Here is a 13786-nt window from a genome sequence, read left to right as displayed (position 1 = left end):
CATTACGGTGTGTCACAGGGTTGGTCCTTCTTGGTCGAGAACGGCTATTTCGCAATTCCCATTCTCGCGCCGAGGACCAGCCCGTCTACTTCAGTCCCGCGTCAGCAACGTCCGTACCCGCAACATCTAGACCTTCCGATCAGGTTGATTCTTGTTGATATCAAGCTTTCGGTCGACGTTATCGTATTGACGTCGGACGGCCCGTATCATTCTTTAATGGCTCGCTGTCACGTGTCGCGACTGCTGAATCGATGATGACCAAGCGCGGTGATGGCATCTGCTTGTCGGCCGTCGAGGAACTGGCGGCAACTCGAAAACATCTGCCAAGTCGGACCAGCGTTTTAGGGTGGAGAGAACGGTGATGTAGTAGATTGTGCTGATGTCCACATCAGCCCCACATCCTCGTTACGCAGACGGCGCGGTCTCTCCTCAGCGGCATCCGGATATCTTAAACAAGCTGGAAATACTAGCGAGGGAATACCCTGTTAGTCTCGATCACCGAAAGGCTTTTCAAAAGCTGGGGTCGGAATACGTCTATGCACGTCAGTTGATGGGTGAAGAGGTTTATAGAAAGACGTGGATTGTACTGCTTCGATTTTCGCGTAGTATTGAAGATAGATTTGGAATTAGCGCCGAAGTGCTAATTGTTTACACTCCGCATCATGATTTGCAGATCCGCACACCTGCTTTATGTGACGATATACTCACATATCTGCCCGAAGATCGAAAGAACGTAACGAAATGGATTCGATATCTATGGGCCCCCGATGTGAGGCTCGATACGAAACTGGAGGACTTCAGTTCCACCGCGATGATCTACCTCCCGCTCTCAAAGTTGGATTCGCCTGGAGCTGACGAGAATTTGATTAAAGATATCGCGAAGAGGATTCATTCCAAGGACTTGTATGCCCAGCATGGATCTGTGACTGGCGATCAATTTTTCGGCAGGAAGATGTTGCTAAACTCGATTGAATCCAATATTAGGATGCAACAAATACCCGCATTGTTCGGTATGCGAAAAACCGGAAAGACATCCATATTAAAAGAACTGGAGCGCCAAAATAAAAAACGGTCGAGAGAGGGGGCGACTCGATTTGTCTATGTATATCAGGACTTAGAGGATGTGCCAGAGATCGAGTTCGGCAATCCAGTTACGTCATTGCTTCCGGATTTCGCGGAGAAGATTCGATCGAGACTTCACGAGAATGGATTTCGCACGCAAGAACTCGCCGAATTAAATGATTCTTGTGATCTTCTTGATTTTAAACGTGCATTGCAAAAAATACTGTCCCATCCGTCGAGTCGAGATTTGCACTTGGTTTTAATTCTCGATGAAATTGAGCACCTTTGTCCACCAGGTGCAGATACGGCAGGCGCAACAAGCACATCGACGCTGATTCCACAATTTTTCGGTGTGCTCAGAAAATTAGTGCAAGAAACTCGTCCCACAGAGAATGTGCAGTCAACAGGGGCGCTCAGCTTGGTTCTTGCCGGGTTGGCAAGCGCGTCGGTCGAGTCTCGCGAGTTATACGGACGCGAAAATCCTCTATTCAATTTTGCAAAACCGTACTACGTCAGCCCGTTTGACAAAGGAGAAACTGACGATTTGTTGCGGGTTCTTGGTCGACGTCAAGGTGTAGAGTGGGATAATCGCGCGGTGGATATGGTTCAGGCCGAGACCGGGGGGCATGTGGTGCTTGTCCGAGAGCTTGCGTCCCTCACGGTAAATCGATCTTCCGGTGAAAATCTCGACATCGTAAGGATCTTGGAATCGGATGTAATTGATTGTCTACCCAAATATCGGCGTGTAGTTGCAGCACAGATCGAGCAGATATTGCAGCATATCAAGAAATACTACAATACTGAATGGTCGTTGATTGAGTTGTTGATGGACAATGCCGACCAACCCTTTTTCGAATATGTTGAATGCTACCCGGCTGAGGTTAACAGGTTGGAGAACCTTGGAATTTTAGAACTGTCGAGTGGTGAGTGGCACGCCACTCAATTGTTGAAACTTGGCTGGAATACTGGTCCGGCGAAATTACTGGAAGCAAAGACGAAGAATGACGAATCGCGAGAAATCGTAGCTCTGGTCTCGCTAGGTGAATCGATAAACTTGGAATTCAAATCATCATTCTCGGCGGTCATTGGGTCTAGCGGGAATGTAAGAGATGTTGTGGATTCCTTTATTAAAGTTATTATCTCATTCTTCAATTCAAATGGTGGGACAATACTAGGCGGAGTTGATGACGATGGCATTATTTTAGGTATCGGTCCGGACCTAGCCGCCCATGGGCAATCGCTGGACCGCCTGACTCTTGCTATTCAAAGTAAGTTGAATTCGGCGATTGGGTCGAGTTTGGGATCGAGGGTTTCGATCAGTTTCCCTCAGGTGAATGGGGTTTTTATAATTCGTTGCGTGGTCCCCGCCGCAAGTGACCCAGTCTGGCCCATGACTAGTATTGCTGGCAAGAATGACGTATTGTTTGTCCGGCAAAGCGCTAATACGCAGGCGCTTAATGCGAGGGAAACCGCCGACTATATTAAATACCGTTTTTCGAGGAGTTGATTTTTGCTCAAGTAAACGATTCGAATCTTGATGTCAAGTGATTTCAGTGGCGCAACTTAGGCTCGCTTATCGCAATGGTCTAGTCGATTTTCGGTTTTGGCGAATGGTTTTGTCATCTTGTGAACCTTCATGTCATGTAGGTACATCCGGTTTGCAATATCAAATTGTGGAAAAGCATACGTCTCGAACCGGGTGTACGCGCACTTCGGCGGCGCTGAGTGTTGATCGTCTGACCTGGGTAGTGCTCGTCTGCGGGGTGAATCGGACTCCGCGGACTATCTTCCGGGTCGGGCTTGAGGGCGGCGCGATCCGTGACTCGCAGGTTTAACAAGTGGGCTGTGTCCGACTCTGGCGCTAGACTTCGAAGTATCGAGGCTCACGAGTCGAGTGGGCTGATCGGACCAGAAAGCAGGCCATATTCACCACGTGAGTGAACACAGTGAACTCGACGGGAACCGTGTAACCACCATCACCGAGCGCGCTCTGCCCGCAGAGCGCACCGTCCGTTCGAGTATGGATCTGGCGCCGGAGACCGTGCGTCAAATCCTGGGGGCGACGGACGAGAATCTCACCGCGATCGAACGTGAGCTTCGTGCCGACATTCATGTACGTGGCGGAACCATCTCCTTGTCGGGGACGGCTGCAGACGTGGCGCTGGCAGAACGTGTGTTCAGTGAATTGGCGTCGCTGGCCGGTCGGGGGCAGCCCATTGCCCCGGACGCTGTTCGACGAACCATCGGCATGCTCACCAACGAGGTCGGCGAGTCTCCGGCCGAGGTGCTCTCCCTCGACATTCTTTCGCGTCGGGGCAAGACGATTCGGCCGAAGACCCTCAACCAGAAACGCTACGTCGACGCCATCGACGAGAACACCATCGTGTTCGGAGTCGGCCCGGCCGGTACCGGCAAGACCTACCTCGCCATGGCCAAGGCCGTTCAGGCGTTGCAGGCCAAGCAGGTCTCTCGGATCATCTTGACCAGGCCGGCAGTCGAGGCCGGGGAGCGACTGGGCTTTCTGCCCGGCACGCTGCACGAGAAGATCGATCCGTATCTCCGCCCGCTGCACGACGCATTGCACGACATGATGGATCCCGAGGCGATTCCGAAGTTGATGCAGGCCGGAGTCATCGAGGTCGCTCCGCTCGCCTACATGCGTGGCCGGACGCTCAACGACGCCTTCATCATCTTGGACGAAGCGCAGAACACCACGGCCGAGCAGATGAAGATGTTCCTGACCCGCCTCGGGTTCGGTTCCAAAATCGTGGTCACCGGAGACGTGACCCAGGTCGATCTGCCGGGCGGGGCCCGTTCGGGTCTGCGCGCGGCATCCGAAATCCTCACCGGGATCGACGATATTCATTTCGCCACTCTCGACAGCAGCGACGTCGTACGTCATCGGCTGGTCTCTCACATCGTCGACGCTTACGAGCGTCACGAATCGGATCGGTCCGGCGAGTTGGCGGTCGGAAACCGGGCGCAGCGCCGCGCTGCACATGCTCATTCACCGCGACGGTAGGCTGAGCGACGCATCAACCCCTACTTTTCCCAGGAAAGAGCGTCGCACATGAGCATCGAGGTCTCGAACGAATCGGGCATGGACATCTCCGAACCGGAGTTGATCAGCGTTGCCCGTTTCGTGATCGCTCGGATGGATGTCCATCCGGCGGCCGAGCTGTCGATGGTTCTCGTCGACTCTGCGACGATGGCGGATCTGCACGTTCGCTGGATGGACCTGCCGGGTCCGACCGACGTCATGTCGTTCCCGATGGACGAACTCGAGCCGGGTGGCCGTCCCGATTCCCCCGAGCCGGGGCCGTCGATGCTCGGCGACATCGTGCTGTGTCCGTCTTTTGCCGCGGATCAGGCTGACAAGGCCGGGCATTCACTGGCTCACGAACTTGCCCTCCTGACCGTCCACGGTGTGTTGCACCTTCTCGGCTACGACCACGCGGAGCCGGAAGAGGAGAAGGAGATGTTCGGCTTGCAGAACAGCCTCCTCGAAGAGTGGTACGAAGACCTTCGCCGTATCGACCGCGAAGCAGCACTGGCCGAACGCGATCAGAAGCTGCTCGGCAAGACCGGTTTCGTCGACGGAGTGGACCAATAACAGTTATCCGGGGGTTCTGTAGTGAGTAGCGCCATAGCGCTCTTTGTTCTGGCGATTGCTCTTGTCCCGGTCGGTGGTGTGCTCGCGGCCGTCGACTCGGCGCTCAACACCATTTCGTCGGCGCGGATCGACGAGATGGCAAAGGAAGAGCGAGCCGGCGCCGCGCGAGTGCAACGCATCCTGACCGATCGTCCGCGATACGTGAATCTGATGGTCCTGCTTCGCATTTTGTGCGAGATCACGGCCACCGTCGTACTCGTGGGCGGCCTGATCGACGTCCTCTCGCTGGGCTGGGCACTGACCGTCACCGCGGTGATCATGGTTCTCGTCTCGTACGTGGTCATCGGCGTCGGACCGAGAACGCTTGGGCGCCAACATGCGTACTCCATCGCGATGGCCGCGTCGCTGCCACTGCTGTGGATCGGGGTTCTGCTCGGGCCGATCAGTCGCGTCCTGATCCTCGTGGGTAACGCATTGACCCCGGGTAAGGGCTTCCGCAACGGCCCGTTCGCGTCGGAAATCGAGTTGCGTGAACTCGTGGACATGGCGCAGGAACGTGGCGTCGTGGCCGACGAAGAACGCCGAATGATCCAGTCCGTCTTCGAACTCGGAGACACGTCGGCGCGCGAGGTGATGGTGCCCCGCACCGACATGGTGTGGATCGAGAACGACAAGAATGCCGGGCAGGCAACGTCGTTGGCCGTCCGCAGTGGTCACTCGCGCCTGCCGGTCATCGGGGAGAACGTCGACGACGTGCTCGGTGTCGTCTACCTGAAGGATCTGGTCAAGCAGACCTACCACCTGCCCGACGGCGGCCGGAACGTCAACGTCTGCGACGTCATGCGGCCCGCCGTCTTCGTTCCCGACTCGAAGCCGCTCGACAGCTTGCTGGCCGAGATGCAGCGCGACCGCAACCACATGGCGATACTCGTCGACGAGTACGGCGGAATCGCCGGGCTCGTCACGATCGAGGACGTCATCGAAGAGATCGTCGGTGAGATCGCCGACGAGTACGACGAGGACGAGACGCCGCCCATCGAGGATCTCGGTGACGGAATGTTCCGCGTATCCGCGAGACTTCCCATCGAAGACCTCGGTGAATTGTTCGATCTCGAACTCGAACTCGACGAGGTGGAGACCGTCGGCGGGCTGATCGGATACGTACTCGGCCGAGTGCCACTTCCCGGTTCCGAAGTGGAGTACGACGGTTTGATCCTGCGCGGCGAGGGAACCAATACGGGCCGAGGCCGGGTACGCATCAGCACGGTGTTCGTGCAGCGCATCCCGCCGTCCGAAGACGAAGAGACAGAAGACACCGATGACTGAGCGAGAGTTCAGCGAGGAGCAGTTATGAGCAAGAACGAATTCCGGTCAGGCTTCGTGTGTTTCGTGGGTCGACCCAATACGGGCAAGTCCACGCTGACCAACGCGTTGGTCGGCAGCAAGATCGCGATCACGTCCTCGCGCCCGCAGACGACGCGCCACACGATTCGCGGCATCGTTCACCGCGAGCATGCGCAGCTGATCCTGGTGGACACCCCTGGACTGCACAAGCCCCGCACTTTGCTCGGGCAGCGCCTCAATGACCTGGTTCGCGACACGTACTCCGAGGTCGACGTCATCTGCCTGTGCATCCCGGCCGACGAGGCCATCGGGCCCGGAGACCGCTGGATCGTGCAGCAGGTCCGTCAGATGGCGCCCAAGACCAAGCTTGTCGGCATCGTGACCAAGATCGACAAGGTCAGCCGCGACGCCGTCGGAAAGCAGTTGCTCGCGCTGTCCACCCTGCTCGGCCCCGAATCCGAGGTCGTTCCGGTGTCCGCGAAGTCGGGTGAACAGGTCGAGATCCTGGTCGACGTCCTCGCCGGTCTGATGGACGAGGGCCCGGCCTTCTACCCGGACGGGGAACTGACGGACGAGCCCGAAGAGGTGCTCATGGCCGAACTGATCCGTGAGGCTGCGCTCGAGGGGCTCGGCGAAGAATTGCCGCACTCCCTGGCTGTGGTGATCGAGGAGGTCATCCCGCGCGAGGGACGCACCGAGAAGCAGGGCGAGATGCTCGACGTGCATGCACTGCTCTACGTCGAGCGGCCCAGTCAGAAGGGCATCGTCATCGGTAAGGGCGGAGCGCGTCTGCGGGAAGTCGGTACCAGTGCGCGCCTGCAGATCGAGAAGCTGCTCGGTGTGCGGATCTTCCTGGAGCTGCACGTCAAGGTCGCCAAGGACTGGCAGCGCGACCCGAAGCAGCTCGGCCGGCTGGGCTTCTAGGGCCGGAGGACCCTGAGGATCGCCGCGCCGATGTCCTGCTCGTCGACGCCGGTGGCCAGGCGTCGGAGTTGGAGGCCGGTGATGACGGCGACGAGCGTCGATGCAATCGACTCCGGATCAGGTACACCGAGTGCCGTCAGAATCGTGACGGTCAAATCGTCGTAGGCGGCGAAGCATTCGACGGCGACTTCGTGGAGTTCGTGGTCGCGCCCGGCGGCGATGTACATCTCGAACGGCGCGATCCGCTCGGCCGAGAACGAAAGATCTCGCGTCACCTTTTCGGCTATTGCCGCGGCGTCCTCGACGCTCAGACCTTTGTCGCGGTACTCCTCGGCCAAGGCGCGCAGGCGCGTCGTCTCGTCGGTCACGAAACGAGACAGCGCGGCCCGCAGCATGTCCGACTGGCTGGCGAAGTGATACGTGATCGATCCGAGTGAGACGCCGGCCTGCGCGGCGATGCGCCGGTTGCTCACACCCGGGATGCCGTCGGTACCGACGACGTGCAGAACGGCGTCGAGTATTCGCGCGCGGACGTCCCGGTTACTCATCGAGTCACCACCACGGCTCGGGGCGGACCTGATCCCAACGCAGGACCGATTCCAATTGTGAAGCGAGGGAGACCAACAGAGGTTCGGTGTTCTCGTTGCCCATCAACTGCGCACCGATGGGAAGGCCGGTGTTGCTGAATCCGGCCGGTACGTTGACCGAGGGCCAGCCGAGGACGTTCCACGGCCACGCGTACGGGCAGGCGCCGGTCATGACCTTGTCTGTGTCCCAGCCACCGATGCCGTCGATCGCGGTCGCCATGATCGGTGGAGTTGCAGTCGTGGGTGCCAGGACGACGTCGTAGGTGTCGAAGATCGCTCCGATCCGCTTTCGCATCCGTGGCTCGGCCGCGCGGGCCGCGCGCAGAGGTGCGCCGCGAAGTAGCTTGCCGTTCTGGGCATTTCCGCGTGTTCTGGCATCGACCAGTTTCGGGTCGGGAACGCGTCCGAGCCAGTCGTGGACCCCGACGAGTGAGCGGGGCAGAAAGTTCAGGCCGAAGATCAGGCCGTATGCGGGATCGTCGACGACGACGTGGTGTCCGAGTTCCCGCAGCGTGTCGGCGATCGAATGCACGGCCAGGCGCACTTCCGGGTCCAGCTTCACGGGAGTGGCGGTGAACGGATTGCGAAGGGAAAGCGCGATTTTCAGTTTTCCGGGGTCGCGTCCCACCGCGTCGCTGACGGTGACCGGTGTCGGCTTGTGGAGGTCGCCGTCATGGTTGCCGGCAGCGACGTCGAGCAGCAGTGCCGCGTCGGCGACGGTGCGAGCGAGCGGTCCGTTGACCGTCAGGCCGTAGAACGCTTCGGCGTCGGGCCAGGTTGAGATGCGCCCGCGCTGCGGTTTGATTCCGACGAGGTTGGTCCAGGCCGCAGGGATTCGGATGGAACCGGCACCGTCGGAACCGATTCCGGCGCTGACCAATCCGGCGGCGACGGCCGCGGCGGTGCCGCCCGACGATCCGCCTGGAGTGTGGTGACGCGACCACGGATTGCGCGTGTAACCGAAGGCTGAACCGCTCGTGAGCGGCCACTGGCCCAATTCCGGACTGTTGGTCTTGCCCACGATCACTGCGCCGGCGTCGCGGAGGCGTCGAATCATCTCCGAGTCCTCGGTCTTGGCCGGGAAATCGCCAGGGCAACCGAAGGCCGTGGGTTCGCCGGTGATGTCGACGTCGTCCTTCACTGCGATCGGCACACCGAGCAGCGGCAGACGCTCGCCGCGTGCGAGACGTCTGTCGGCCTCGGCAGCTTCCTCGAGTGCCTTCTCTCCCCGCACGATCTTGAACGCATTGAGGTGAGGCTGAGTGGCCTCGATCCGGCTCAGCGTTGCCTCGGTGGCCGCGACGGACGAGGTGGCGCCCGAGGCCAGACTCGCAACCTGGTCGACAAGACCGGGGGCGAGATCGTGGTCGGTTCGAGAAGTCATCAGGTTCCCTTCGCAAAACTGTTCGTTCGAACGAACAGTAACTTGTTTCAGTATTAGTGAACTTCGGTTTCGCGTCAAGATCGCGTCAAGACGCCAGGTCAGTGCGTAAGCGGATCGTCAGAGACGCGGAATCGGCCTTTCCGGAGGTCGAAGCTGAGAGAGCGCATCCGGTCGAGGGCGACCGCGCGTCATGGCTGCGATGCACAGCAGCACGGCAAAAGATTTCGAAGAGGGAAGCTCATGGCCGATCTGGCCTACGTTGCTCTGATTCTCGGCGGTTTTCTCGTGTGCGCGCTGGTACTGCGCGCCCTACAGGCGAGCGCTCCCAAATGACGGTTGCCGGTGTGGTCAGCGTGGTTCTGATCGCCGTCGCCGCGGCATTGGTCATTTACCTGCTCGTTGCACTCGTAGATCCTGAGAGGTTCTGATGTCGCCCGCTCTTGCAGCCGGCCTGCAGATCGCTTTTGTCCTCGTCGTTCTGGCAATCGCCTACGTCCCGGTGGGCGACTACATGGCGCGTGTTTACTCGTCGACGCGAGATCTTCGGGTCGAGAGTGTGATCTACCGCGTCGGTCGGATCGACTCCAGGGCCGAGCAGACGTGGTACGGCTACGCCGCAAGCGTTCTCGGATTCTCGCTGGCCAGCGCATTGTTCCTGTACTTCCTGCAACGGATTCAGGGAGTACTGCCGCTGAGTGACGGTCTGTCCGGGGTCAGTCCTGCCGTTGCGTTCAACACCGCGATTTCGTTTGTGGCGAACACCAACTGGCAGTCGTACACGCCGGAAACGACGATGAGCAACTTCGTTCAGCCCGTCGGTCTGGCGGTGCAGAACTTCGTCTCGGCAGCGGTCGGCATGGCGGTGGCCATCGCATTGGTTCGCGGCTTCATTCGGGTGGCCAGGGGCGGCGAGATCGGCAACTTCTGGGTCGATCTGACGCGTGGTTCTCTGCGCATCCTCCTCCCGTTCTCCTTCGTGATCGCCCTGATCCTGTTGAGCCAGGGAGTGATCCAGTCGTTCCACAGCGGTTTCGCCTCCACCGGCCTCGACGGCAATGCGGTCACCAATGCACTGGCCCCCGTCGCGTCCCAGGAAGCGATCAAGGAACTCGGCACCAACGGTGGCGGGATCTTGGCTGCCAACTCGGCGCACCCGTTCGAGAACCCCACCCCGTTGAGCAATGTCGTCGAGATCCTGGCGATTCTGTTGATTCCGGTCTGCCTCACCCGAACGTTCGGAACTCTCGTCGGGGATCGTAGGCAAGGCCTCACCCTGCTGGCAGTGATGGGAATCCTGTGGAGCGGGCTGCTCGCAGTCACGCTCGCTGCCGAATCCGGCGCACGCGGTGTTGCCGCCACAGCAGCTGGTTCGATGATGGAGGGCAAGGAAGTTCGCTTCGGAATCCCCGGATCGGCGTTGTTCGCGGTGGCGACCACGGGAACGTCGACGGGCGCGGTGAACTCGGCCCACGACAGCATGTCACCCCTCGGCGGCGGCGCGGTCCTGCTCAACATGTTGCTCGGCGAAATTGCGCCAGGTGGAGTCGGAACCGGCCTCTACGGGATTCTTGTGCTGGCATTGATCGCAGTGTTCGTCGGCGGACTGCTGGTCGGTCGCACGCCCGAATATCTCGGCAAGAAGTTGGGTCGACGCGAGATCACCCTTGCGGCGCTGTCGATTCTGGTCATGCCCGCGCTGGTCTTGATCGGTACCGCCATCACCGTCATCCTCGGTTCGACCACCGGTTATCAAGGCAACGGGGGAGATCCGGGCACGCCGGGATCGATCCACGGGTTCAGTGAGGTGCTTTACGCCTTCGCCTCCGCCTCCAACAACAACGGCAGCGCCTTCGGCGGTCTGACGGTCACCAGCGACTGGTTCCAGTCGTCTCTCGGAATCTGCATGCTTCTCGGCCGTTTCCTGCCGATCATCTTCGTTCTCGCTTTGGCCGGTGCTCTTGCCTCGCAGAAGAAGGTGTCGCCGACGGCCGGCACCCTCCCGACGTCCGGACCGATGTTCACCGGTTTGTTGACCGGCACCGTCGTTCTTGTTGCTGCACTTACATTCTTCCCGGCCCTCGCGCTGGGCCCGCTAGCGGAGGCTCTTCAATGACCGTGCGTATCAGTGAGAAACCCGTGGTAGCGCAAGACGCTGCCGACAAGGTTGATCCAGGGCAGTCCCGTCAAGTACACGCAGGCGTTTTCAACCCGCGGCAGATGATCACCGCGTTGCCGGGGGCCGTGCGCAAACTCGACCCACGCCACCTCGCCCGAAACCCGGTCATGTTCGTGGTGTTCGTCGGTTCCGTCATCACCACTGTCATGGCGATCGCCGATCCCTCGGTGTTCTCCTGGGTGATCACCCTGTGGCTCTGGTTCACGGTGATCTTCGCGAACCTCGCCGAATCCGTGGCCGAAGGGCGCGGCAAGGCGCAGGCGGCGAGCCTGCGAAAGGTGAAGCAGGACACCACAGCACATCGGATCACGATGAGCGGTGCGATCGAATCGGTTTCCGGCACCGAACTGGTGGTCGGCGATCGGGTGATAGTGGTTGCCGGCGAGGTCATCCCCGGCGACGGCGACGTGGTCGAAGGTATTGCCTCCGTAGACGAATCGGCGATCACCGGTGAATCCGCGCCGGTGGTCCGTGAATCCGGTGGTGACCGGTGCGCCGTCACCGGTGGTACGACGGTTCTCTCGGACCGCATCGTCGTGGAAATCACCGCAGCACCGGGCAGTTCGTTCGTGGACCGGATGATCGCGCTCGTCGAGGGTGCTTCACGTCAGAAGACACCCAACGAGATTGCGCTCAACATCCTGCTCGCGTCGTTGACCGTCATCTTCCTCCTCGCCGTCGTAGCCATCGGCCCGATGGGCTTGTACGCGGGGCACGAGCAGGATCCGATCAAGCTGATCGCACTTCTCGTCTGCCTGATCCCGACGACCATCGGAGCGCTGCTCTCGGCGATCGGTATCGCGGGCATGGACCGCCTCGTCCAGCGCAATGTTCTCGCGATGTCGGGACGCGCGGTGGAAGCTGCGGGCGACATCGACACCCTGTTGATGGACAAGACCGGAACCATCACTTTCGGTAACCGCCGGGCCACCGCACTCCATCCGGCGCCCGGTGTATCCGCCGACGATCTTGCTGCGGCAGCTCGCTTGTCGAGCCTGGCCGACGGAACTCCCGAGGGACGGAGCATCGTCGAGCTGTGCGCAGCGGATTTCGGTCTCGCTGCCGAGCCGACGCTGGACGAGGAACGCGCCGAGTTCGTTCCGTTCACGGCACAAACCCGGATGAGCGGACTCGACCACTCCGGACGCCAAATCCGAAAGGGTGCAGCGGATGCGGTGATGAACTGGGTCGTCAGTGGTGGTGGACACGCGGAGACCGCGGTGACCGACACCGTGGGCGACATCGCCCAAGCCGGCGGAACGCCGCTGGTAGTTGCCGTCAAGCAAGGTGAGAGTACCTCGATCCTCGGCGTGATCGCGTTGTCCGACGTCGTCAAGCCGGGAATGGCTGACAGGTTCGCCGAACTCCGGGCGATGGGTATTCGCACGATCATGATCACCGGCGACAATCCGTTGACCGCGAAGGCGATTGCCGACGAGGCGGGCGTCGACGACTTCATGGCGGAGGCCACCCCGGAAGACAAACTGGCCCTGATCCGGAAGGAACAGGAAGGCGGACGTCTCGTCGCGATGACAGGTGACGGGACCAATGATGCTCCCGCCCTTGCCCAGGCGGATGTCGGGGTCGCGATGAACACGGGAACCTCGGCAGCCAAAGAGGCCGGCAACATGGTCGATCTCGATTCCGATCCCACCAAGCTGATCGAGGTGGTGGAAATCGGCAAGCAATTGCTGATCACCCGCGGCGCGTTGACCACATTCTCGTTGGCGAACGACCTGGCGAAGTATTTCGCAATCCTGCCGGCCTTGTTCAGCGGCATCTACCCGCAGCTGGACGCGTTGAACATCATGCGTCTCGCCACCCCCGAATCGGCGATCGTCTCGGCCGTGATCTTCAACGCCTTGGTGATCATCGGTTTGATTCCGTTGGCACTCAAGGGTGTTCGATACCGACCGTCGACGGCATCGCAGTTGCTCGGACGCAACCTGCTCGTCTACGGTCTCGGCGGTGTGATCACACCGTTCGTCGGTATCTGGTTGATCGATCTCGTCGTACGTTTGATTCCTGGAATTGGGTGACCTGACATGCGTTTCACTATCGGTTTTGCCAAACAGGTGTGGGCGGGTTTGCTCGTATTGCTCGCGCTCACCGTCGTTCTCGGTGTGGTCTATCCCGCCGCGGTGTGGGGTGTCAGCCGGATCAGTTCCGGATCTGCCGAAGGCTCACCGGTCACCGATGCCGCCGGTTGCGTGGTCGGCAGTGCCTGGGTGGGTGTCGATCCGCAGGTCGCCGAAGGGCAGCAGGACCCGTTCTTCCACAATCGTGTTGTCGGATCCGTTTCGGACGAGGATCCGTTTGCCACCGGTGATCCCGCGGCGGCACTGCCGTCCAACCAGGGGCCGAGCAGCGAGATTCTGGCCGGATTCGTCATCGAGCGCCGGGCAGCCATCGCGGCACGTGAGGGCGTCGACCCGGCATCGGTTCCCGTCGACGCAGTCACCGGTTCGGGCTCGGGTATCGATCCCCACATCAGTCCGGCGTACGCCGAACTGCAGGTCGCGAGGGTGGCGGCCAACAACGGCATCTCGGAAGACCAGGTGCGGGACTTGGTGGCCGAGCACACCGACGGTCGGCAACTCGGATTTCTCGGAGCCGAGCGAGTCAACGTACTGGAATTGAACCTGGCACTCGGATTGACGGCACCTACGTGTGCTGCGCCGACGACTGGTGGATGA

At 60.2% G+C, this 13786-nt stretch carries 11 protein-coding genes; 9 read left to right on the top strand and 2 right to left on the bottom strand.

The window, feature by feature from the left end; translation table 11 throughout:
* Positions 1 to 379: 379 nt before the first annotated feature.
* The 5 genes from ATN37_RS06335 (at position 380) to era (ending at position 6943) form a co-directional block, all read left to right on the top strand.
* Complete coding sequence (locus ATN37_RS06335) at positions 380 to 2569, top strand: RNA-binding domain-containing protein (protein ID WP_165638851.1); 2190 nt, start codon at positions 380 to 382, stop codon at positions 2567 to 2569.
* A gap of 426 nt (positions 2570 to 2995) precedes the next feature.
* Positions 2996 to 4084 (top strand): PhoH family protein, encoded by a 1089-nt coding sequence (locus ATN37_RS06330; protein WP_003944580.1) that lies wholly within the window; start codon positions 2996 to 2998, stop codon positions 4082 to 4084.
* Positions 4085 to 4132: 48 nt separating this feature from the next.
* Entirely contained in the window at positions 4133 to 4675 is a 543-nt protein-coding gene (gene ybeY / locus ATN37_RS06325) for an rRNA maturation RNase YbeY (RefSeq protein WP_165638850.1), read from the top strand.
* Between the two features lie 21 nt (positions 4676 to 4696).
* Positions 4697 to 6001 carry a hemolysin family protein gene (locus ATN37_RS06320; protein WP_218694918.1) on the top strand — a complete coding sequence of 435 codons (1305 nt, stop codon included), beginning with the start codon at positions 4697 to 4699 and terminating at the stop codon, positions 5999 to 6001.
* Between the two features lie 24 nt (positions 6002 to 6025).
* Positions 6026 to 6943, top strand: a complete 918-nt coding sequence (era, locus tag ATN37_RS06315; protein ID WP_003944451.1) for a GTPase Era — start codon at positions 6026 to 6028, stop codon at positions 6941 to 6943.
* Here the strand turns inward: era and ATN37_RS06310 are convergent.
* Complete coding sequence (locus ATN37_RS06310; RefSeq protein WP_003944561.1) at positions 6940 to 7491, bottom strand: TetR/AcrR family transcriptional regulator; 552 nt, start codon at positions 7489 to 7491, stop codon at positions 6940 to 6942. The genes era and ATN37_RS06310 overlap by 4 nt on opposite strands.
* A 4-nt stretch (positions 7492 to 7495) precedes the next feature.
* A complete protein-coding gene (locus tag ATN37_RS06305) occupies positions 7496 to 8914 on the bottom strand; it encodes an amidase (protein ID WP_218694917.1) in 1419 nt (472 codons plus the stop codon).
* 329 nt (positions 8915 to 9243) lie between these two features.
* Between ATN37_RS06305 and kdpF the strand changes: the two genes are divergently transcribed.
* The 4 genes from kdpF to ATN37_RS06285 are packed head-to-tail and all read left to right on the top strand — an operon-like array spanning position 9244 to position 13786.
* A complete protein-coding gene (gene kdpF, locus ATN37_RS06300; RefSeq protein ID WP_007731078.1) occupies positions 9244 to 9342 on the top strand; it encodes a K(+)-transporting ATPase subunit F in 99 nt (32 codons plus the stop codon).
* Complete coding sequence (kdpA, locus tag ATN37_RS06295; protein WP_054831424.1) at positions 9342 to 11027, top strand: potassium-transporting ATPase subunit KdpA; 1686 nt, start codon at positions 9342 to 9344, stop codon at positions 11025 to 11027. Before kdpF ends, kdpA begins: the two co-directional genes overlap by 1 nt.
* Positions 11024 to 13129 carry a potassium-transporting ATPase subunit KdpB gene (kdpB, locus tag ATN37_RS06290; RefSeq protein ID WP_042450171.1) on the top strand — a complete coding sequence of 702 codons (2106 nt, stop codon included), beginning with the start codon at positions 11024 to 11026 and terminating at the stop codon, positions 13127 to 13129. Before kdpA ends, kdpB begins: the two co-directional genes overlap by 4 nt.
* Positions 13130 to 13135: 6 nt before the next feature.
* Positions 13136 to 13786 (top strand): potassium-transporting ATPase subunit C, encoded by a 651-nt coding sequence (locus tag ATN37_RS06285; RefSeq protein ID WP_007731080.1) that lies wholly within the window; start codon positions 13136 to 13138, stop codon positions 13784 to 13786.

This window comes from Rhodococcus sp. MH15 (genome assembly GCF_019266045.1).
GTDB lineage: Bacteria > Actinomycetota > Actinomycetes > Mycobacteriales > Mycobacteriaceae > Rhodococcus_F > Rhodococcus_F qingshengii.
This window is presented reverse-complemented; position numbering and strand designations above follow the sequence as displayed.